We start from the raw sequence: 21,320 nt of genomic DNA, 5'->3' as shown, positions 1-21,320 counted from the left end.
CGCGCCGCCGCCGCGTGGGCTTGCTCAGCTGTTGCCCACGAAGGTGAGGGTGAGTTCGCGCAGCAGCGCCAGCTCTTCCTGCTGCTTGTCCTCCCAAAGGCCCTGCTGCAGAGCGACTTCCTCGTGCAGCGGGTGCCCGCTGCCGGACAGCTCCAGTACCCGCTGGCGGTAACGGGCCTCTATCTGCGCGAAGCGCGGCGCATATTCGCCGCGCAGGCGCTGGGCCCAGCCGCTATTGGCCAGCAGGTAATCGATGAACACTTCACTGTGTTCGCTCTGGCGCACGCTTTCCAGTACCCGCGACAGCTCGCCACGGGCGAGGTTTGCGGCCCCGCGAAAACGCATGCTGTCGGCGATCGGCAGGTCCAGCTCCCTGGCCAGCTCGCGACGGTAGGCCAGGCGCACCGAGACCAGGTCGCCCGAACCGGTGCGCGTGGCGGCAAGCTTTTCCAGCCGGTCCACGCGGAACAGCCGTAACAGGCGCTGGTGCAGGCTGTGCAGGGTATCGCCAGCGTCGATCAGCAGGCGGTTGGCCATGAGGTACAGTTCGATGTTGTTGAACTCCTGAAGTGCGCCGTCGTGGCATGTCTGCGATCCCGTCTCTGGGTCGGGCAGCGCCGCTGCGGCAATGCTTTCCATGATCGGCCGTTCATCCTGGTTGGCTGCGGCTGCCACCAGCATCAGGCGCACCCGCGCACAGAAGTCGCCCCGGGTGGTAGGGTCGACGAACGGCGCGGCGTTGTGCAAACGGCCTGCTAGCCGCAACAGGTCGCTGCCCTCCAGCTGTTGCCAGCAGCTGCGCAAGGCTTCGTTCTGAGCCTCGTCACCCAGCAGCCAGTCTTCGAGCCTGGGGGTGTCGTCGCCCTGCAACGGGAAGTGCGGATGGTCGAGCGAGCCTTCACTGGACGAGTTGACCAGCATCAGGTTGTCTGGAATGTCCAGGGCGAACGAGTAACTGCGCTGGCTATCCGAGTAGGCCCGCACGCGCAGGATGGTGGCGTCGGGCAAGGGGTTGTCGAACAACGAAATCGACGAAATCGGCATGGCGTTGTTCAGGTTGGAGAGGATGTGCTCGGGCAGTTGGGTGATGTTGTTCGAGCTGAGGTCCAGCAACTCCAGGGGTAGCAGCGCGTCGCACCAGTCTGGCCACGCGTGCAGGTTCATGTTGGTCAGTTCGAGGGACGTCAGGTTGGCGGACAACCGCGCAGGCACCTGGGTGATGTTGCCGACCCGGTTGCCAGACAGGTCGAGCGAGGTCAGGTGCTCAAGCTCGGCAAAGATTTCCAGCATGGCCTGGTCGACCTCCAGGCCCATGTTGCGAAACTCCAGGTAGGTCAGGCGCGGCAGGCGTGGCAAGGCCGATGCCAGTGCAGGCGTAGCACCTTGGTGAGCATCGATGGTCAGGCGGGTGATATTCGGAAAGCGGGCAAGCAATTCGCTGAGTTGTGCTGAGGTGCCACTGAGGCGGGTCAGGGTCATTGCATGCACACGCTCGCCGAAGAACGCCGGGAGGCGGCGCGGGAAGTGTTCGATGGCAACGTCCTCCAGTTGCAGGCGAAGGTATCGCTGGCCCTGCTCCTGGCGCTCCCAGAATGCGTTTATCGCTGCTGCCATACGCTGCCGGTCGGTCAGGGCCGCCTGGGTCAACGGGTTGCTCGAACTCGAGGCATGGACCCAGCCATCGATCGCATCGCGCATGAGTTGCCGCTCGCTGCGGAGGCGTTCCAGCCGTTGGTTCAGCGCCGGGGGCTGATCCACGGTGACCTGGGCGGTTTCCGGGCGTTCGTTCAGCAGCAGGCGTTGCAGGTGCGTTTCATTGATTGGGTTGCCTTGCAGCGAAATCACCGGCGCGCGTTGCAGCGGCGTTTCCCCCAGCAGGAACGCGGGCAGTGACGTCAGGTTGTTGTCCTGTAACGACAGGTGCCCGATACGGCTCAGGGTTTCGCTGTCGATACCGGTGGGCCATTGGCTCAGTTGCATCCGGTTCAAGCCCAGGTAATCCAGGGTAAACCAGTGGAAGCTGGCCCTGTCGATGCCTTGCTGCAGCCGGTTGCCACTGAGGTCCAGATGGGCAAGCCGTGCATGGCCTGCCAGCTCGCCAAGGTGGCTGTTGCTGAACGCCAGGTTCTGGTTGGTCATGGCCAGCCTGCGCAGGTTCGGCAGGGTCGAGGCAATGGTCGGCACGCTGGGCAGCAGTAGCGAGGGGGTTGCCCTGGGGTTATACGGTCTGCTGATTTCCAGTGCTTCCAGCCCGGGCATCAGCCGCAGCAAGCGTTGCATCAGCCGCTCGCTCTGGCCCCAACCTGCCAGGGTGCCGCTTGGCAGGTCGAGCAGGTGCAGGCTGCGCACGCCGCGGTAGAAGAAATCGGGCAGGGTCAGCGGGATGTCGGTCAGCGGTACGCCTTGCACGCGCAGCTCGGCACCGAGCGCGGCATCATCCTCCAGGGCGGTGTCGTACCAGTGCTGCATGATCGCTTCACGCAGGGTGTCATAGGTGCGGGCCGCCTGGTCGGAGGCCGGTGAAATGGCTTCGCTCCAGTCGTCCAGGCTGCGTTGCAAGGCGTTGCGTTGCTCCATCAGCGTGGTCAGGTATTCGAGGATCTGCAGCCGGGTGCGGCCGTTGGCGGCAAGCGACATCAGCACCTGCTCGGCCGGCCTGCCGGTGCGTTCCGGAATGCCGGTGGCCCTCAGCGTGCTCAGCAGGTGCTGGCGCATGCTGCCCTGGCTTTGGTCATCACCGCTGCTCAAACGGTAGCCAACGCGGCCATCGGCAAGGCGCATCGGCGAGCGATAGCCGGGCCGGGGCGGTTGCATGCCCAACGCATCGCGCAAGGCCGGGCGGGGTAATAGCGGGCTCTGTTGCAGCAGGTGCTGAAGGGCCTCGCCGCTGGTGACGCCCAGGTCTTGCATGGCGTCGGGCAAGGCCGCATGCAGCGCGCTGAAGAGCTGCGGGTAGCGACGCACCACCGCCCCGGGCTCGCCCTGCGCGTGAACGATGTAGCCGGCCGGCGAGTGGGTGATGGTCGCCCAGGGGCTGCTGCCCTGCGCGCCGATGGCATGGTCCTGGTCGGGCCAGTGACTGCGCTGCAACAGGCGCAGCCGCGTGTCTGCGGGCCAGCCCGGCAGGTGGGGCAGGGTTTGCATGATCAGCCGGTCGCTGTCCCAGCTTTGCGCGCCGGCCAGGTACAGGCCCTCATAAGCGCGGGCAAGGCGCACGTGTTGTTGGTAGGCGCGAATTTCCTCGGCCAGGTGCAGGGGCACCTTCCCGGCACCAAGGGCTTGCAGGTCAATGGCACTTGCGTCGCGCACCAGCTCATCGATGATCGGCGCTGGCAGGCTGGGGTAGACCCGGCGGATCACCTCGCCGTTGGCCGGCAGGGGGCTAGCGATGCGCGCGTACGCCGTGGTGAACGCTGCAGGCCAGGCGCTTTGGTCTGGCAGCTGGCGGATGTGGGCATCCAGCTTGAACCGCTGCAGGGTGTCTTCCAGCAGTGCGGGCAGCCGCCGGTTGTGGGTCAGGCAGTGGCGCAGCGTGTCTTCGTGGATATCGCAGACGTGCAGGATCCGCTGCAAGGTCGCTTCATCGAAAGACCCGCTCAGGTGCCCCAGGCGTCGCAGCAGGCGTGCGCCGTCCCAGCTTTGCGGCTGCTCGGACTCCAGCAACCACGCCCCTGCACCATTGTGCAGCGCTTTGGGCTGGTAACCTGCCGGGCGGGTCGGGTGTTCAAGGCGGTAACCCGTCGCAGCGCGGGTCACCGAGTAAACCCGGTTTTCCACGGGCAGCCAGGTTTTGCCGCCATAGTGCAGCAGGCCGGATTCGTCTGGCTCCAGCCCACCCGGCAATACCCGGTCGTGGGCGAAGGGCGCCAGGTCCGCGTGCCACAGGCGTCGCTCGCCGTCGGCCAGGTCGATCGGCTGCAGTTCTTCGATGAAGGAGGGCGTCTCCACAGGGATCCGCTCGACCACCGGCGTAGCCTGCCCCCCGCCGGCTGCCGCGAGCGCGGCCATGATGGCGACGTTGTCGATCACGTCCATCAAGTAGTCGACTGCCTGCTGGCGATCACCGTCAAGCCAGCTGTCGATGCCCTCGAACGTTTCATTGGCCAGCTGCAGGGCCGTTACCCCAAGCATCGCGGCGCCAAGCGGGGGGATGAACAGGGCGGCAACGTTCAGGCTGACGAAGGCCAGGGCCTTGAAGTAGTCAAGGTGGCGTTGCGCAGTCTTGCCGTTTTGCATGGCTGTCGGCACCGCATGGAACAGCCCGTCATCCCTCAGCCGCTTCTGCCGTTGGCAGGCCAGCTCGTCCGGGTACGGGCGGGTGAAGGGCTGCACGTGCAGACGCACCTGCGCGTTGGCGATGCGCTCCAGGAAGGGGCGCTTGTGCCGATCGGGTAGCAGGCGCTGGCATTCCGGGCGGCGGAAGGCTGGCAGCTGTTCACGCAGGAACGCTTCGGCATCGGCCCTGCTGGCGTGCCGGGTCAGCGGCTCGGGCATGCCCGGCAGGTAAAGCACCACCCAGCCCGCATACGGGTACACCGGCCCTGGTGGGAATCGGCCGGCGCCCACCGGCCGGCGTGCGTCGAGGCCAATCGCCATGGCCCCGGTCAGCGGAACATGCAGCAACTCGATGCCCGCACACAGGACCGGGCGGCCATCGTGTTCAACCTTTGGCTCAGTGGCGAGCTTGAGCAAGGTTGCATGGAGGGCCGTGTCGATCCGGCCCAGCAGGCAGGCGTGGTGAACCTGCAACTCGAATGTGGAGCGCTCGGCAGCCTTGAACACGCCGGCAATGGCCGGCGCGTTGGGCTGCTCGGCCGGTGGGTCGAGCGCGTCGAGCAGCCGTTGATACTTGCCGCCGATATCCAGCTCGCGTGCCAGGGCCGCGAACGCTTCCGCGACGATGGGCAGTGGCACCGCCTGGGAGGCCAGGCCAACGTCGTTGCTATCGAGAATGGCCGAGGCGTGGCCGCCGGCGCGCAAGCCGTCGGGCTGGGCCTCGAAGGCCTCGAAGTTCTGCAAGGCACTGTGCAGCAGGGGTTGGGTGGCCAGCTTGAGCGCGCGGGACGAGGTGACGAAAGGATCGCCGCCAGGGCTGGAGAGCGCCTCGGTAAGGGCGGCCGCCCTGTTCAGGTTCATCAGGTAGGTACGCTCGACATCGAGTGTGGTGCCCAAGCGCTGGCTGACCGCGGTGGATAGCAGCTCGGTGGCATAGCGCTGCAGGTCCGGCAGGGTTGCCAGGAGGGCACTCAGGTTGGCCTCGGCTTGCACATGTTGGCCATAGGTTTGCACCAGGGCCTTGGCCACCGTTGGGTGTGCCAGGCATGCGCGTTCCAGCCTGGGGTCGCGCTGGCTGGCCGCCTGGCGCAGCTGGCGGCGCTGCTCTGGCCGGGCGTCGACCACCCAGGCGGGTAGCTTGCTGCTGACCAACTGGTGGTAGAAGTCGGGCTCGCAGGCTGCAGGTTTGGTGGAGTCGATCATGGGGAGTCTCACTTCGAGGGTGTTCCCCGATGCTAGGGAGGCTCGCCTGCGCCCTGCACATAAGATGATCTCGCTTAGGTACATGCTCTAAGCGCAATTCAGGTTTATGATGGCCAACGGCCGAATATATCCTCACACGGAGTGCGCGATGCAGACCCTCTACCCGCAGATCAAACCCTACGCCCGGCACGATCTGGCCGTGGAAGCGCCGCATGTGTTGTATGTCGACGAAAGCGGCTCGCCGGAAGGTTTGCCCGTGGTGTTCATCCACGGTGGCCCTGGCGCTGGTTGCGACGCCCAGAGCCGCTGCTATTTTGACCCAAACCTGTATCGCATCATCACCTTCGACCAGCGCGGCTGTGGCCGCTCCACGCCCCATGCCAGCCTGGAGAACAACACCACCTGGCACCTGGTCGAGGACATGGAGCGTATCCGCGAGCACCTGGGTATCGATAAATGGGTGCTGTTCGGTGGCTCGTGGGGCTCCACCCTGGCCCTGGCGTACGCCCAGACCCACCCCGAGCGGGTGCATGGCCTGATCCTGCGCGGCATATTCCTGTGCCGGCCCCAGGAAATCCAGTGGTTCTACCAGGAGGGCGCCAGTCGCCTGTTCCCCGACTACTGGCAGGACTACATTGCGCCGATCCCCGCGCAGGAGCGTGGAGACCTGGTGGCGGCCTTCCACAAGCGCCTTACCGGCAATGACCAGATCGCCCAGATGCACGCGGCCAAGGCCTGGTCCACCTGGGAAGGTCGCACCGCCACCCTGCGCCCCAATCCGCTGGTGGTCGACCGCTTCTCCGAGCCGCAGCGGGCCCTGTCGATTGCCCGTATCGAATGTCACTTCTTCATGAACAACGCGTTCCTCGAGCCGGACCAGCTGATCCGCGACCTGCCGAAAATCGCCCATTTGCCGGCAGTGATCGTGCACGGCCGCTACGACGTGATCTGCCCGCTGGACAACGCCTGGGCCCTGCACCAGGCCTGGCCGAACAGCGAGCTGAAGGTGATCCGTGACGCTGGCCATGCGGCCTCCGAGCCTGGCATTACCGATGCACTGGTCCGTGCCGCCGACCAAATGGCACGCCGCTTGCTCGACCTGCCGCTGGAAGAAGCATGAGGGGCCTGCTGCAACGGGTGCGTGGGGCGCGGGTAGAAGTCGCGGGCGAGGTGGTGGGTGCCATCGACCAGGGGTTGCTGGTGCTGGTTGCCGTAGAGCCTGAAGATTCCCGCGAGCACGCCGATAAGCTTTTGCACAAGCTGTTGAACTACCGGGTGTTCAGCGACGAGCAGGGCAAGATGAACAAGTCGCTCAAGGATGTTGGCGGCGGCTTGCTGCTGGTGTCGCAGTTCACCTTGGCGGCAGACACCCGCAACGGCCTGCGCCCGAGCTTCTCGACGGCTGCGCCGCCGGCGCTCGGGGCCGAATTGTTCGACTATCTTTTGCAGCAGGCCAACAGCCAATACGCCCCTGTGGCCAGCGGCCGATTTGGCGCAGATATGCAGGTGCACCTGGTAAATGATGGCCCCGTGACATTTATGTTACAAATTTGAGGTCAATAAACCCCTTGTTCACAGGAAAACAAGGGGTTTTGTACGATAAATAGTTGTTCCAGCCTGATGCGTTGTCACGCGACCTGCTGGATAATCGCGCGCTGCATGGACCTGCGTTCGCAGGTTCGTTTCACTCTGACTCGAGCATTGTCTGGAACCGTTTGGGGAATCATTACGCCCTCTCGGGGTCCGAACAGTGCTCGCCAACCCGGCATTTGTCGCTGGCCGTTGGTTTCATGATCTGTTTTCGGCGAGGGTTGCTCGTGATTGTTAGTCCCCAAAAAGCATCAAGAATCCCCGGCATCCGGTTGCGCAAGGCCCTGATGGCCAGCATGGCCCTGGTTGGCCTGATGAGCGCGGGCCAGCTGTGGGCATTCAATCTTGACGATGTTGCAGCCAAGGCAAAGGATCTGGCCGGCCAGAAGTACGAGGCACCGAAAAGCAACCTGCCGGCAGTGTTCCGCGACATGAAGTTCGCGGACTACCAGAAGATCCACTTCCTGCAGGAAAAGGCCGAGTGGGCCAAGGACAAGACCCCGTTCAAGCTGTCCTTCTACCACCAGGGCATGCACTTCGACACACCGGTGAAAATCAACGAAGTCACCGCGACCAAGGTCGAGGAAATCAAGTACGACCCGAGCCGTTTCGAGTTCGGTGACGTGCCACACGACCCGGATACCACCAAGAACCTGGGGTACGCCGGTTTCCGTGTGCTGTACCCGATCAACAAGGCAGACAAGCAGGACGAAATCATGACCCTGCTGGGTGCCAGCTACTTCCGCGTAGTCGGCAAGGGCCATGTATACGGCCTGTCGGCCCGTGGCCTGGCCATCGACACCGCGCTGCCGTCGGGCGAGGAGTTCCCGCGCTTCACCGAATTCTGGGTCGAGAAGCCCAAGCCGGCTGACAAGCACCTGGTGATCTACGCCCTGCTGGACTCGCCGCGTTCCACCGGCGCCTATAAATTGATCCTGCGCCCAGGCACCGACACCGTGGTCGACGTGCAGTCCCGCGTGTTCCTGCGTGATCAGGTCAGCCGCCTGGGCATTGCCCCGCTGACCAGCATGTACCTGTTCGGCCCTAACCAGCCGTCCAAAGTGCTCAACTACCGGCCGGCCCTGCATGACTCCGAAGGCCTGTCCATCCACGCTGGTAACGGCGAGTGGATCTGGCGCCCGCTGAACAACCCGAAACACCTGTCGGTAAGCAACTTCAGCGTGGAAAGCCCACGCGGTTTCGGCCTGATGCAGCGTCAGCGTGCATTCAGCGACTACGAAGACCTCGACGACAACTACCAGAAGCGCCCAAGCGCCTGGATCGAGCCGAAGGGTGACTGGGGCAAGGGCACCGTCGATCTGGTCGAAATCCCGACTGCCGACGAGACCAACGACAATATCGTGGCGTTCTGGAGCCCGGAAAAGCTGCCTGAACCCGGCAAGCCGTTCGAGTACGACTACCGTCTGCACTTCACCATCGACGAACCCAAGTTCCAGGCCCCTGACCTGGGCTGGGTCAAGCAGACCCTGCGCTCCACGGGTGACGTCAAGCAGTCCAACCTGATCCGCCAGCCAGACGGCAGCGTGGCCTTCGTGGTCGACTTCGCCGGCCCGGCGCTGGCTGCCTTGCCTGAGGACACTCCGCTGCGCAGCCAGGTCAGCGTGGGCGACAACGCCGATGTGGTCGAGAACAACCTGCGCTATAACCCAGAGACCAAGGGCTGGCGCCTGACCCTGCGGCTGAAGGTCAAAGAGGCCAACAAGTCGACTGAAATGCGTGCCGCGCTGGTGCGTGATGTGCCAGCCGAACCGGCCAAGCCTGCCCAGGACGCCAAGCAGGACAAGGCCGCCGCCAAGCCTGCCAAGGCCGACAAAGCGGACAAGGCCGCCAAGGCCGAACAACCTGCCGCCGACGCGGCGCCCACCAACGGGGCCCCGGCCACCACCGAGAAGGTGCTGACCGAGACCTGGAGCTATCAGTTGCCTGCCGATGAGTAACTCAAGCGCAAGGCCGGAATCGCTTGGCGAGTACCTGGCCCACCTACCACTTGGCGACGAGCAGCGGGCAGAACTGGCCAGCTGCACCTCGTTCAGTGAGCTGCACCAACGCCTGGCGGCCAACCCGGCCGCCAGCCCTGCCGAGGCCGTGCAGGCCTCGGTGGGCCCGCGCCTTACCGTAGGCAGCGCCGCGGAGCTGGAAGAGGCCGAAATGCTCGGCGTCGACGGCAGCGGCCGCCTGTGCCTGAAGATTGCCCCGCCTATCAAGCGTACCAAGGTCGTGCCGGAGCCGTGGCGCACCAACCTGTTGGTCCGCATGTGGCGCCGCATGACCGGCCGCCCCAATGCGCCGCAGCCGCCCAAGCGCGAGCTGCCGGCAGCGCGCTGGCGCACGGTCGGGTCGATCCGCCGTTATATCCTGCTGGCCCTGATGATCGGTCAGACCATCGTTGCCGGCTGGTACATGAAGAGCATCCTGCCGTACCAGGGCTGGTCGTTCGTCGACCTCGACGAAGTGCTTAACCAGCCGTTGTGGGATACGGTGGTGCAGGTATGGCCCTATGCCTTGCAGACTTCCATCCTGATCCTCTTCGGCATCCTGTTCTGCTGGGTTTCGGCGGGCTTCTGGACCGCGCTGATGGGCTTCCTGGAGCTGCTCACCGGGCGCGACAAGTACAAGATCTCCGGCAGCAGCGCCGGCAACGAGCCGATTGCGCCCGAGGCGCGTACCGCGCTGGTGATGCCGATCTGCAACGAGGACGTGCCGCGGGTATTTGCCGGCCTGCGGGCGACGTTCGAATCGGTGGCCGCCAGTGGCAACCTCGACCGTTTCGACTTCTTCGTGCTCAGCGACACCAACGACACCGACATCGCCGTGGCCGAACAGCAGGCCTGGCTGGACGTGTGCCGTGAAACCAAAGGCTTTGGCCGGATCTTCTACCGCCGCCGCCGGCGGCGCGTGAAGCGCAAGAGCGGCAACCTCGACGACTTCTGCCGTCGCTGGGGTGGCGAGTACAAGTACATGGTCGTGCTCGACGCCGACAGTGTCATGAGTGGCGAATGCCTGAGCAGCCTGGTGCGCCTGATGGAGGCCAACCCGGACGCCGGTATCATCCAGACCGGGCCGAAAGCCTCGGGCATGGACACCCTGTATGCGCGCATGCAGCAGTTCGCCACCCGCGTGTATGGCCCGCTGTTCACTGCCGGGCTGCATTTCTGGCAACTGGGCGAGTCGCACTACTGGGGCCACAACGCGATCATCCGCATGAAGCCGTTCATCGAGCACTGCGCCTTGGCGCCGTTGCCGGGCAAGGGCGCCTTCGCCGGCGCCATCCTGTCCCACGACTTCGTCGAAGCGGCGTTGATGCGCCGTGCCGGCTGGGGCGTGTGGATCGCCTACGACTTGCCGGGCAGCTACGAAGAGCTACCGCCGAACCTGCTTGACGAGCTCAAGCGTGACCGTCGGTGGTGCCACGGCAACCTGATGAACTTCCGCCTGTTCCTGGTCAAGGGCATGCACCCGGTGCACCGTGCGGTGTTCCTCACAGGGGTCATGTCGTACCTGTCGGCACCGTTGTGGTTCCTGTTCCTGGTGCTGTCGACCGCGCTGCTGGCGACCAACACGCTGATGGAGCCGCAGTACTTCATCGAGCCGTACCAGCTGTACCCGCTGTGGCCACAGTGGCACCCGGAAAAGGCCGTGGCGCTGTTCTCCACCACCATCGTGCTGCTGTTCCTGCCCAAGCTGCTCAGCGTCATCCTGATCTGGGCCAAGGGCGCCGTCGAGTTCGGCGGGCGAATCAAGGTCACCTTGTCGATGCTGATGGAGATGCTGTTCTCCATGCTGCTGGCGCCTGTGCGCATGATCTTCCATACCCGCTTCGTCCTGGCCGCGTTCCTCGGTTGGGCGGCGACCTGGAACTCGCCGCAGCGCGACGACGACTCCACACCGTGGAGCGAAGCGCTACGCCGGCATGGCCCGCAGACGCTGCTGGGCATTGCCTGGGCCGGGCTGGTGGCATGGCTGAACCCAAGCTTCCTGTGGTGGCTGGCGCCGATCGTCGGTTCGCTGATGCTGTCGATTCCGGTATCGGTCATTTCCAGCCGCACCCGCCTGGGGCTGGCGGCCAAGGACGAGAAGCTGTTCCTGATCCCCGAGGAGTACGCGACGCCGCAGGAGTTGCTGGCAACCGACCAGTACACCCACGAAAACCGCTGGCATGCCCTGCATGACGGTTTCGTCCGTGCTGTGGTCGACCCGCGGCAGAACGCCCTGGCCTGCGCCATGGCCACGGCCCGCCACGGCCAGGCGGCGCCGATCGAGGCGCTGCGTGCCGAGCGCGTGGCCAAGGCCATCGAGGTCGGGCCGAAAGGGCTGGACCTCAATACCCGCCTGGCGTTGCTCAGCGACCCGGTCGCCTTGAGCCGCCTGCACGAGCAGGTATGGGCCGGGCACAATGCGGCGTGGATCGATGTGTGGCGTGCCTCGATCAAGAACGACCCGCATTCGCCGCTGCTGCCGTTGCATCCGGAGAATGAAGGCCAGCCGGCACTCGCCGGCGCCTGACCGGCCTTTTCGCGGGCACGCCCGCTCCCACAGGGATCCGCATTTCCCTGAGGGAGCGGGCGTGCCCGCGATGCTTCAAGGGCCCAACCCTGATTTTGGCCAACAAAGTCCCCCCCAGTGCTAGGTCCCCGGGCCGGCATGCGTTAGCATCCCTCTCCGATACGAAGCATCGGCCGGTACGGCCGTGCCAACACAATAAGATTCGCTACTTTTCTTGCTAGGGGACTTGGTGATGATCAAGAAATACCTTTCGCGACTGCTGGTCGGTGTCACCGCCCTGGTCGCCGTGACAGCGGCGCAGGCCGGCGCCATCGATGATGCGGTCAAGCGCGGCACCTTGCGGGTGGGCATGGACCCGACCTACATGCCGTTCCAGATGACCAACAAGCGTGGCGAGATCATCGGCTTCGAGGTCGATATCCTCAAAGCCATGGCCAAGTCGATGGGCGTCAAGTTCGAGGCGGTGTCCACCGCTTACGACGGCATCATCCCGGCGCTGTTGACCGGCAAGTTCGACATGATCGGCAGCGGCATGACCCTTACCCAGGAACGCAACCTGCGCCTGAACTTCAGCGAACCCTTCATCGTGGTTGGCCAGACCCTGCTGATCCGCAAGGAGCTGGCAGGCGAGATCAAGTCGTACAAGGACCTGAACAACGAGAAGTACCGCCTCACCTCCAAGCTTGGCACCACCGGCGAAATGGTTTCCAAGAAGCTGATCGGCAAAGCCAAGTACCATGGCTACGACAACGAGCAGGAAGCCGTGATGGATGTGGTCAACGGCAAGGCTGACGCCTTTGTCTACGACGCGCCCTATAACGTGGTGGCGGTGGACAAGGCCGGTGCCGGCAAGCTGCTGTTCCTCGAAGAGCCCTTCACCTACGAGCCGCTGGCCTTCGGCCTGAAGAAAGGCGACTACGACAGCATCAACTTCATCAACAATTTCCTGCACCAGATCAAGCACGACGGGACCTACGATCGTATTCACGACAAGTGGTTCAAGAACAAGGACTGGCTGAAGGAAATGGAATAAAAGCTGGCTTCAAGCCGCAAGCCGCAAGCCACAAGCCACAAGCCACAAGCCACAAGCTTCAAGCTTCAAGCTTCAAGCTTCAAGCTTCAAGCGCAAGCGGACCGTGCACCGATCTGCTTGTGCTTGCAGCTTGCAGCTTGCAGCTTGCAGCTTGCAGCTTGCGGCTTGACGCTTTCTGGAGTACCCACGTGATCAAACACAAGAAAGCCCAGTGGCCCTGGCACGGGCTGACCGCGCTGGTCCTGGTGGGCCTGGCGTTCAGCCTGTACCTGGCCACCTCGATGATTTCCTACGAGTGGCGCTGGAACCGCGTTCCGCAGTACTTCGCGTACAAGGCCGAGGAAACCCAGCGTGCAGCCGATTATGGCACCGTGCAGGAAATCGTCATTTCCGGCGATAACGCCCGCGTGACGCTGAAGGACGAAAGCGGCGCCGAGCAGGTGCTGGTTGTGGACGCGGACAGCCTGCAACTGAGCCGCGGCGATGATGTTGCCGAGGGCGACCAGATCGGTGTGACCCGCCACTGGGCCGCCGGGCCGCTGGCCTGGGGCCTGTGGACCACGCTATGGATCTCGGTCGTGTCCGGCGCCTTGGGCCTGGTGATCGGCCTGTTCGCCGGCCTGTGCCGGTTGTCGACCAACCCGACCCTGCGCGACCTGTCGACGGTGTACGTCGAACTGGTGCGTGGCACCCCGTTGCTGGTGCAGATCTTCATCTTCTACTTCTTCATCGGTACCGTGCTCAACCTGTCCCGCGAATTTGCCGGGGTGGCTGCACTGGCGTTGTTCACGGGCGCCTACGTGGCAGAAATCGTGCGGGCCGGGGTGCAGTCGATTGCCAAAGGCCAGAACGAAGCTGCACGCTCGCTGGGCCTGAATGCCGGCCAGTCGATGCGCCACGTGATCCTGCCCCAGGCTTTCAAGCGCGTACTGCCGCCCTTGGCCGGCCAGTTCATCAGCCTGGTCAAGGACACCTCGCTGGTGTCGGTGATCGCCATTACCGAACTGACCAAGAGCGGCCGCGAGGCCATTACCACCTCGTTCTCCACCTTCGAGATCTGGTTCTGCGTGGCAGGCCTGTACCTGCTGATCAACCTGCCGCTGTCGCACATTGCCAGCCGGCTCGAGCGGAGGCTTGCGCAAAGTGATTGAAGTCCGTGACCTGCTGAAAATATTCGACACCCGCGGCCAGGTGGTCCGGGCTGTGGATAACGTCACCACCCAGGTGGCCAAGGGCGAAGTGGTGGTGGTACTGGGCCCGTCGGGCTCGGGCAAGTCCACCTTCCTGCGTTGCCTTAACGGGCTGGAGCACTTCGACCAGGGTTATGTCGCCATCGACGGCCTGCAACTGGCTGACCCGAAGACCGACATCAACGCCTACCGCCGTGAAGTCGGCATGGTGTTCCAGCATTTCAACCTGTTCCCGCACATGACCGTGCTGGAAAACCTGTGCCTGGCGCAGAAGGTGGTGCGCAAGCGCAACAAGGCGGACCGCGAGGCCAAGGCCCGGGCGTTGCTGGAGAAGGTGGGCATTGCACAGAAGGCCAACGAATACCCGTCACGGCTTTCCGGCGGTCAGCAGCAGCGTGTAGCGATTGCCCGCGCCTTGTGCATGGAGCCCAAGGTCATGCTGTTCGATGAACCGACTTCTGCGTTGGACCCTGAAATGGTCGGCGAGGTGCTGGACGTGATGAAAACCCTGGCCCAGGAAGGCATGACCATGGTCTGCGTCACCCACGAAATGGGCTTTGCCCGCGAAGTGGCCGACCGGGTGCTGTTCTTCGATCACGGCAAATTGCTGGAAGACTCGGCCCCGGCCACGTTCTTTGCCGCGCCGAAAGACCCGCGCGCGCAGGCCTTCCTGCGCCAGGTGCTTTAACCTGCACCGGCCTCTTCGCCGCTAAAGCCGCTCCTACACGCAACGTGGTCGGTGTAGGAGCGGCTTTAGCCGCGAACACCGGCAATGCCGGTGCCATCCACTGCGATGTCCGCGTCGCGACCCTCAGATATTGAACCGCCCGACCATCCCCCGCAGCTGCTGCCCCAGCTGTTCCAGCTCGCCGCTCGACATCGCTGTCTGCTCACTGGCCGCACTGGTCTGGTCCGACACATCCCGCACATTCAGCACGCTCCGGTTGATCTGCTCGGCCACCACGCTCTGTTCTTCGCTGGCCGTGGCGATCTGCTGGTTCATGCCCTGGATGTTCGACACCGTGTTGGTGATCTGGCCCAAGGCATCGCCGGCCCTGCGGCTCAGCTCCACACTTTGTTCGGTCAGCTGCTTGCTGTTGTCCAGCAAGCGGGTGACCTCGTCGGTGCCGCTGTGCAGGCTGTCGATCAACTGGCCGATCTCTTCGGTTGCCGTGGAGGTGCGCTGGGCCAGGCCGCGTACCTCATCGGCCACCACGGCAAAACCGCGCCCGGCTTCACCGGCCCGTGCCGCTTCGATGGCAGCGTTCAGGGCCAGCAGGTTGGTCTGCTCGGAGACCGACTTGATGACATCGAGAATGCTGCCAATCCGCTGGCTTTCGCCCGCCAGGTGATGCATGGCCGCCAGGCAATGGTCCATCTGCCCGGCCAGTTGCTCGATGCGGCCGATGGCTTCGGCCACCACCTGGTCGCCTACCTGGGCCTGCTGGTCGGCGCTGGTGGCGGCCTGCGAGGCCTGCTCGGCGTTTTGCGCCACTTCCTGAACCGTGGCGCTCATCTGGTTCATGGCGGTGGCAACCTGGTCGGTTTCCTCGCGCTGCTGGTTGATGCGCAGCTTGGTGTCTTCGCTGCTGGTCGCCAGCTGCGAGGCCGCCTGCGACAGCTGGCCGACGCCCTGGTCGATGCCCCCGATCAGTTCGCGCAGGCTCAAGGTCATCTCCCGCATGCTGGTCTGCAACTGGCCCATTTCGTCACGGCGCTGCACGGTGTCGACCTGGCTCAGGTCGCCCTTGGCGATGCGCGCCGCCACCGCCAGGGTCTGGCGCAAGGGCTGGGTGATCTGCAGGGTGATCAGCCAGGCAGCCAGGGCCCCCGCTACCAGTGCCAGCAACGCAACGCTGGTCAGCAGCGAGCGGGCGGCCAAGGCTTCGCGGTCACGTTGCTCGACCTTGCGTTTACCCAGTTCCAGGCTGAGCGCGCGCAACTCGTTGCCCATTCGCTCCATGTTGTTCTGCAATTGCTCGACCCGCACGGCGGCGCGCCGGTATTGGTCCAGGCTGGCGCGGTACTTGGCCAGCTCGACACCGGGCTGCTCGCTGACAGCGCGTGGCAGGCCAAGCGGCGCCAGGCCTTTGAGCAGTTGCTCGAGGCTGGCCTGGGCTGCGTCCAGGGCGCTGTCGCCGACTTTGGCAAAGTCCTCGACCGGGGCGAACGTGTAGGCGGGTACCAGGCTTTGCTGGTTGGCACCGTCCACTTGCCGGCTGAGGGTGTCCATTTGCGCCAGGGCACCATTTTGCTGGCTGTGGGCCGGCATGTTCAGCAACGCCTGGGTCTGCAGCTCGTCGATGGCATCGTTGAGCTTCTGCTCCTGCTCCTGCATTGCCTGGCGCAAGGCCACCCGGTTGGCGACGGTGCGCTGCAACTCGGTGAAGTCATCGCGCAGGCGCTGCAGCAGGGTCAGCTTATCGGTCAGCATCTGGCGCGACTCATCGACGTTGCTGCGCTGCTGCAGGGTGTTGAGCATGCTGTTGAGCTGGTCGAGGATGTTGCCGATAGTGGCCTTGCTGGCGTCGTCGTTGAGCACGCGGAAGGTGATGCGCTCTGCGCGCAGGTCTTTGGTCAGGTCGTTGATCCGGCCGATTTCGCTGAGCTGTTGCGAGCGGACGATGGCGTCGTCCAACGCACGCCAGCCGCTGATGGTGGTGGCCAGGGTAAGCAGCAGGACCACAGCGAAGCCGAGGGCCAGCTTGGCAGCCACGCTGATGTTGCCGAGCTTGCGGTTGAGGTAGCCGAGCATGGTGAGTCTCCGTGCGAAAGGGGGAGGGCATGCAGGCGTATTGCCGGCATGACACCTTTGCCCATCGGCAGCGGAGCTGTAGGACTTGACCTGATAATCAGGTAGGAAATTTCGCTGCGGCTAGTAGGAAATGTGTCGCTTGTGCCTGGCCGCTCCGCGCCGAACTGACGCGAAGAGGCCAGGCACACCCGATCAGAGCCTGAAGCGCCCCACCAACCCTTGCAAATGGGTGCCCAGCCGCGCCAGCTCCACGCTGGAGCTGGCCGTCTCCTCACTGGCCGCCGAGGTCTGGTCGGAAATGTCCCGCACATTCATCACGCTGCGGTTGATCTCTTCGGCCACGGCCGTTTGCTCTTCTGCCGCGGTGGCGATCTGCTGGTTCATCGCCTGGATGGACGACACGGTGCGGGTGATGGTTTCCAGCGAGCTGCCGGCGCGGCGGGTCAGCTCGACGCTGCTGTCAGTCAGTTGGCGGCTGCTGTCCATCACGCTGGCCACCCGCTGGGTTCCGCTTTGCAAGCCGGCAATCAGTTCTTCGATTTCTTCGGTCGACTGCTGGGTGCGCTGGGCCAGGCTGCGTACCTCGTCGGCCACCACGGCAAAGCCGCGCCCGGCTTCGCCTGCACGGGCAGCCTCGATAGCTGCGTTGAGCGCCAGCAAATTGGTCTGTTGAGCCACCGACTTGATCACGTCGAGCACGCTGCCGATCTTGTCGCTCTCGGCCTTGAGCTGGTTCATCGCTTCGCTGGAGTTGATCACTTCGCCGGCCAGGCGCTCGATCTGCGCCACCGCTTCGCCCACCACCCGGTCACCTTCACGGGCCTGCTGGTCGGCCATCAAGGCCGCTTCCGAGGCTTGCTCGGCATTGCGTGCCACGTCGTGCACGGTCGCGGTCATCTGGTTCATGGCAGTCGCCACCTGATCGGTCTCGACCTTCTGGTTGTTGACCCCGACGCTGGTCTGCTCGGTCACCGCCGACAGTTGCTCGGCCGCACTGGCGATCTGCGTTACCCCATCGCCGATGCCACCGATCAGCTCGCGCAAGCCTTGGGTCATGCGCTGCATGCTGGCTTGCAACTGGCCCAGCTCGTCACGGCGGTCTACCTGCAGGTTGTGGCTGAGGTCGCCGCTGGCTACCCGCTCGGCGGCGCTCAGGGTCTGGCGCAGGGGCACGACGATCTGCCGGGTAATCGCCCAGGCTGCCAGCAGGCCAAGGGCCAGCGCCAGCACCGTGGCGATCAGCAGCAGGGTCTTGGCCTGGGCGGCAGCGCTATCCCGTACGGCGGTCTGGGAGGTGGTCATCGCCTCGCTGGTCTGCAGCAGCGCCGCGCCGAACTCGACCATGCGTTGCAAGGCTTGATCGCTGGCCGTCTGGGCAGCGCCGAACTGGCTGACCGCATCCCGGTAGCCGCCCATGGCGGTGGTCGCATCGTCCAGACTGGCGGCGTAGTCGGCCGGCACCTTGGCCGGCAGCGCGCGCAGTTCGAGCAAGGCCTGGTCAATGGCTTTCAAAGCGGTTTGCTGGTACTCGGCATTGCCGCTGTAGGTATAACCGCGTACCTGGAAGCGGGCTTGCTGCAGCAGGGCGCTGACCTCCACGGCGGACTGGTATTGGCTTATGTCGCCGCCCTGGCGCAGGCGCTGTTGCACCCGGCTCAGCAGTTCCACGGCCTTGTCGGCGCTATCGCCGAGCACTGCGCGGCTTGCCTCGCGGCGTTGGCCGGCCTGTTTCAGCTCGCCCAAGGCCTGCTGGTAGCCGCGCACGGCCTCGCGCTGCTGCTCCAGGCGCTGGTGGTCGGCGGGCTGCTCGATCTGGCCGAGCATCACTTGCACTTGGCGGTCCAGCGTAGCCAGGGCTTTTTCCACGTCTGCGATCGAGGCTTCGTCGCGCTCGCGTTGATAGCGCTGGCGGGCGATACGCAGTTCCTGGGTGTGCTGCTGAATGACCGAGATATTCCCCAGCTTGTCGCCACGGGCGGTGATGCTGTCCATGCCGTGCCAGCCGGTCAGGGTGATGGCCACGGTCAATAGCAGGACCAGGCCGAAACCCATTCCCAGTTTGCGGTTCACGCTCATATTGCCCAGCGATTGGGCTAACCATTGATACATGTAGACTCCCGGTCGGCTTGGCAGCACGAAACTTTGTTGTGTTGCCAAGGCCATCGGCCCGGGAAGGGGAAACTTGATGGGCGATTAGGTGGCGTTTGCGTCAGAAAATGCGCGAAAGCAGCGCAGTGACGGCCGTTTCCACGCGCAGAATGCGCTCACCCAGCTGCACGGGCGCCAGGCCTGCCTTGCCCAGCAGGTCGATTTCGTAAGGAATCCAGCCACCTTCGGGGCCGATGGCCAGGGTCACGGGCTGGTCCACGGCGCGCGGGCAGGCAGGGTACGGGCCGGGGTGACCGACCAGGCCCAGGGTACCAGCAGCGATCGCGGGCAGGCGGTCTTCGACGAACGGCTTGAAGCGCTTCTCGATGATCACCTCGGGCAGTACCGTGTCGCGGGCTTGTTCCAGGCCGAGGATCAGGTTGTCCCGAATGCTTTCCGGCTGCAGGAACGGCGTTTGCCAGAAGCTTTTCTCGACCTTGTAGCTGTTCAGCAGGATCAGCCGCGGTACACCCAGCGTGGCCACGGTCTGGAACAGCCGGCGCAGCATCTTCGGGCGGGGTACAGCCAGCACCAGGGTCAGCGGCAGTTTGGCCGGCGGTTGCTGGTCGAAGGCCACCTCCAGCTCGGCCTGGTGCGGTGCCAGGCGCAGCACCGTGGCCTTGCCCATCAAGCCGTTGACGCGGCCCACGCGCAGCTGGTCGCCGACCGCCACGCGGTGGATTTCCTGCATGTGGGTGAAGCGCCGGTCAGCCAGCACCACGCGGTCGGCCGCAACGAAGTCGGCCTGTTCAAGCAGCAGCAGGTTCACGGTTGAGTCGCTGGCGGCTGGTCGTTGGAATCGTCGGCAGTTTCGTCGTGGGCACTGCGCTTGCGCACCAGGCTGCCGCACAGCACGCCGACTTCGAACAACAACCACATGGGTACGGCCAGCAGGGTCTGCGAGAAGATGTCCGGTGGCGTGAGGATCATGCCGACCACGAAGCAGCCGATGATCACGTAAGGGCGGATCTTCTTCAGGTACTTCACGTCGACCACGCCGATCCACACCAGCAGCACCACCGCCACCGGGATCTCGAAGGCCACGCCAAAGGCGAAGAACAACGTCATCACGAAATCGAGGTAGTTGGCGATGTCGGTCATCATGGCCACGCCTGCCGGGGTGGCTGCCGCGAAGAACTTGAACATCAGCGGGAACACCAGGAAATAGGCGAACGCCATACCGGCATAGAACAGCAGGATGCTCGACACCAGCAGCGGGATCGCGATGCGCTTTTCGTGGCGGTACAGCCCAGGCGCGATGAAGCCCCAGATCTGCTGGAGGATGAAGGGGATGGCCAGGAACAGCGACACGATCATGGTCAGCTTGAACGGCGTGAGGAACGGCGAGGCCACGTCGGTGGCGATCATCGTTGCGTTGGCCGGCAAGTGATCACGCAGGGGGGCGGAGACCAGGGTGTAGATCTGCTGGGCGAAGGAGAACAGCCCGGCAAAGATCAGGAAAATGACCGCAACGCAGCGCAGCAGGCGGGTGCGCAGTTCGGTCAGGTGCGAAACCAGCGGCATTGGCTGGTCGTGTTCCGGATTCTCGCTCATGGGGCTCGCGGCGGTTGAGGCGGTTCAGTTGTTGTGCCCGGGGTGGCCGGTGTTTCCACTGGCCTGGCTGCGACCCCGGCGGGTGGCTGCACGGTGGCGGTGGTCACGGGCGGCTGTGCCGGTGGCGTCAGCGGGTTGAGGATGCGCTTGGCTTCCTCTTCCATCTGCAGGATGTGCTCGTTGTGCAGCTGACGGCGGATGTCGTCGGCGCCGATTTCACGCTCCACTTCCATCTTGATGCTGTTGAAGCTGCGCTTGAGCCGCCCGATCCACAAACCTGCGGTGCGGGCCGCGCCTGGCAGGCGCTCGGGGCCGAGCACCAACAGGGCGACCAGGCCGACGAGCAGCAGCTCGCTGAAACTGATGCCGAACATGGGTCAGTCTTTCCGCTGTGGCTCTTGGACCGGCTGTGCCTGGCCCTCGATGGTGTGGCCTGGCTGCGGCTGGGCGGTGTTCTGCACCGGCGGCACAGGCTGGGCAGGCGGCGGGGTTTGCTCGGCCGGCTTGTGCTCTTCATCGTTCATGGCCTTGCGGAAGCCCTTGATCGACTCGCCCAGGTCACTGCCGAAGTTCTTCAGCTTCTTGGTGCCGAATACCAGCACCACGACCACCAGCAGGACGATCCAGTGTTTCCAGTCAAAGATACCCATTTCGTACTCCTGAAAAAATGTCAGTGAAGCTTCAGGGGCGCCCGGCGCCCCCCGCAAATGCATCAGGCAGAAGGCGTTCGCGCAGCCTTCTCATCATGTCCGGACAGCCCGAAGCGGCGCTCCAGTTCGTCCAGCACCGCTTGCGGATGCTGGCCCAGCGCGCTGAGCATCACCAGGCTATGAAACCACAGGTCGGCGGTTTCGTAGATGACATCGCTGTAATCCTTGCTGTGCGCGGCGTCCTTGGCGGCGATGATGGTTTCGACCGACTCTTCGCCGAGCTTTTCAAGGATCTTGTTCAGGCCCTTGTGGTACAGGCTGGCCACATAGGAGCTGTCGGGCGCCGCTTGCTTGCGTTCTTCAAGCACGGCGGCCAGGCGGTTGAGGGTGTCGCTCAT

15 protein-coding genes are annotated in these 21,320 nt (G+C 64.4%); 7 read left to right on the top strand and 8 right to left on the bottom strand.

Going from position 1 to position 21,320, the window contains the following annotated elements; genetic code table 11:
* Positions 1 to 24: 24 nt before the first annotated feature.
* Positions 25 to 5,478: a DUF6543 domain-containing protein gene (locus QME24_RS04140; protein WP_280091806.1), complete on the bottom strand. Its 5,454-nt coding sequence runs from the start codon at positions 5,476 to 5,478 to the stop codon at positions 25 to 27.
* Positions 5,479 to 5,626: 148 nt separating this feature from the next.
* On the opposite strand from QME24_RS04140, the gene pip reads away from it, so the two are divergent.
* The 7 genes from pip to QME24_RS04105 all read left to right on the top strand — a co-directional run bounded on the left by pip (position 5,627) and on the right by QME24_RS04105 (position 14,503).
* Positions 5,627 to 6,598 carry a prolyl aminopeptidase gene (pip, locus tag QME24_RS04135; RefSeq protein WP_029885408.1) on the top strand — a complete coding sequence of 324 codons (972 nt, stop codon included), beginning with the start codon at positions 5,627 to 5,629 and terminating at the stop codon, positions 6,596 to 6,598.
* Positions 6,595 to 7,032 (top strand): D-aminoacyl-tRNA deacylase, encoded by a 438-nt coding sequence (gene dtd / locus QME24_RS04130; RefSeq protein WP_009684267.1) that lies wholly within the window; start codon positions 6,595 to 6,597, stop codon positions 7,030 to 7,032. The genes pip and dtd overlap by 4 nt, the downstream gene beginning before the upstream one ends.
* A gap of 263 nt (positions 7,033 to 7,295) precedes the next feature.
* Positions 7,296 to 9,026 carry a glucan biosynthesis protein G gene (locus QME24_RS04125; RefSeq protein WP_202981962.1) on the top strand — a complete coding sequence of 577 codons (1,731 nt, stop codon included), beginning with the start codon at positions 7,296 to 7,298 and terminating at the stop codon, positions 9,024 to 9,026.
* Positions 9,019 to 11,592 (top strand): glucans biosynthesis glucosyltransferase MdoH, encoded by a 2,574-nt coding sequence (gene mdoH, locus QME24_RS04120; protein ID WP_054905299.1) that lies wholly within the window; start codon positions 9,019 to 9,021, stop codon positions 11,590 to 11,592. Before QME24_RS04125 ends, mdoH begins: the two co-directional genes overlap by 8 nt.
* Before the next feature lie 235 nt (positions 11,593 to 11,827).
* A complete protein-coding gene (locus QME24_RS04115; RefSeq protein ID WP_033690660.1) occupies positions 11,828 to 12,625 on the top strand; it encodes a transporter substrate-binding domain-containing protein in 798 nt (265 codons plus the stop codon).
* 188 nt (positions 12,626 to 12,813) lie between these two features.
* Positions 12,814 to 13,776 carry an amino acid ABC transporter permease gene (locus QME24_RS04110; RefSeq protein ID WP_280091710.1) on the top strand — a complete coding sequence of 321 codons (963 nt, stop codon included), beginning with the start codon at positions 12,814 to 12,816 and terminating at the stop codon, positions 13,774 to 13,776.
* Positions 13,769 to 14,503, top strand: a complete 735-nt coding sequence (locus QME24_RS04105; RefSeq protein ID WP_054905304.1) for an amino acid ABC transporter ATP-binding protein — start codon at positions 13,769 to 13,771, stop codon at positions 14,501 to 14,503. The genes QME24_RS04110 and QME24_RS04105 overlap by 8 nt, the downstream gene beginning before the upstream one ends.
* A gap of 123 nt (positions 14,504 to 14,626) precedes the next feature.
* On the opposite strand, the gene QME24_RS04100 is transcribed toward QME24_RS04105, so the two are convergent.
* The 7 genes from QME24_RS04100 to QME24_RS04070 all read right to left on the bottom strand — a co-directional run bounded on the left by QME24_RS04100 (position 14,627) and on the right by QME24_RS04070 (position 21,320).
* On the bottom strand, positions 14,627 to 16,570 hold the full coding sequence (locus tag QME24_RS04100) for a methyl-accepting chemotaxis protein (protein ID WP_235768158.1): 1,944 nt from the start codon (positions 16,568 to 16,570) through the stop codon (positions 14,627 to 14,629).
* Between the two features lie 192 nt (positions 16,571 to 16,762).
* A complete protein-coding gene (locus QME24_RS04095; protein ID WP_235768156.1) occupies positions 16,763 to 18,679 on the bottom strand; it encodes a methyl-accepting chemotaxis protein in 1,917 nt (638 codons plus the stop codon).
* Between the two features lie 100 nt (positions 18,680 to 18,779).
* Positions 18,780 to 19,487 carry a 16S rRNA (uracil(1498)-N(3))-methyltransferase gene (locus QME24_RS04090; protein WP_054905295.1) on the bottom strand — a complete coding sequence of 236 codons (708 nt, stop codon included), beginning with the start codon at positions 19,485 to 19,487 and terminating at the stop codon, positions 18,780 to 18,782.
* Positions 19,484 to 20,272, bottom strand: a complete 789-nt coding sequence (gene tatC / locus QME24_RS04085) for a twin-arginine translocase subunit TatC (RefSeq protein WP_009684304.1) — start codon at positions 20,270 to 20,272, stop codon at positions 19,484 to 19,486. The genes QME24_RS04090 and tatC overlap by 4 nt, the downstream gene beginning before the upstream one ends.
* On the bottom strand, positions 20,269 to 20,646 hold the full coding sequence (tatB, locus tag QME24_RS04080) for a Sec-independent protein translocase protein TatB (RefSeq protein ID WP_009684305.1): 378 nt from the start codon (positions 20,644 to 20,646) through the stop codon (positions 20,269 to 20,271). Before tatB ends, tatC begins: the two co-directional genes overlap by 4 nt.
* A 3-nt stretch (positions 20,647 to 20,649) precedes the next feature.
* The gene (locus QME24_RS04075) at positions 20,650 to 20,922 is read right to left on the bottom strand and encodes a twin-arginine translocase TatA/TatE family subunit (RefSeq protein ID WP_029886370.1); all 273 of its coding nucleotides are present in this window, start codon (positions 20,920 to 20,922) and stop codon (positions 20,650 to 20,652) included.
* Positions 20,923 to 20,984: 62 nt separating this feature from the next.
* On the bottom strand, positions 20,985 to 21,320 hold the full coding sequence (locus QME24_RS04070; RefSeq protein WP_009684306.1) for a phosphoribosyl-ATP diphosphatase: 336 nt from the start codon (positions 21,318 to 21,320) through the stop codon (positions 20,985 to 20,987).

Source organism: Pseudomonas sp. PARCl1 (assembly GCF_947311875.1).
Classification (GTDB): domain Bacteria; phylum Pseudomonadota; class Gammaproteobacteria; order Pseudomonadales; family Pseudomonadaceae; genus Aquipseudomonas; species Aquipseudomonas juntendi.
The sequence above is the reverse complement of the archived record's forward strand: the minus strand, read 5'-3'. Positions and strand labels throughout refer to the sequence as shown.

Excerpts from the sequence above, each read along its gene's own strand:
- QME24_RS04140 (WP_280091806.1), bottom strand. The coding sequence starts at position 5,478 with ATGATCGACTCCACCAAACCTGCAGCCTGCGAGCCCGACTTCTACCAC.
- pip (WP_029885408.1), top strand. The coding sequence starts at position 5,627 with ATGCAGACCCTCTACCCGCAGATCAAACCCTACGCCCGGCACGATCTG.
- dtd (WP_009684267.1), top strand. The coding sequence starts at position 6,595 with ATGAGGGGCCTGCTGCAACGGGTGCGTGGGGCGCGGGTAGAAGTCGCG.
- mdoH (WP_054905299.1), top strand. The coding sequence starts at position 9,019 with ATGAGTAACTCAAGCGCAAGGCCGGAATCGCTTGGCGAGTACCTGGCC.
- QME24_RS04100 (WP_235768158.1), bottom strand. The coding sequence starts at position 16,570 with ATGCTCGGCTACCTCAACCGCAAGCTCGGCAACATCAGCGTGGCTGCC.
- QME24_RS04095 (WP_235768156.1), bottom strand. The coding sequence starts at position 18,679 with ATGTATCAATGGTTAGCCCAATCGCTGGGCAATATGAGCGTGAACCGC.
- tatC (WP_009684304.1), bottom strand. The coding sequence starts at position 20,272 with ATGAGCGAGAATCCGGAACACGACCAGCCAATGCCGCTGGTTTCGCAC.
- tatB (WP_009684305.1), bottom strand. The coding sequence starts at position 20,646 with ATGTTCGGCATCAGTTTCAGCGAGCTGCTGCTCGTCGGCCTGGTCGCC.
- QME24_RS04075 (WP_029886370.1), bottom strand. The coding sequence starts at position 20,922 with ATGGGTATCTTTGACTGGAAACACTGGATCGTCCTGCTGGTGGTCGTG.
- QME24_RS04070 (WP_009684306.1), bottom strand. The coding sequence starts at position 21,320 with ATGAGCGACACCCTCAACCGCCTGGCCGCCGTGCTTGAAGAACGCAAG.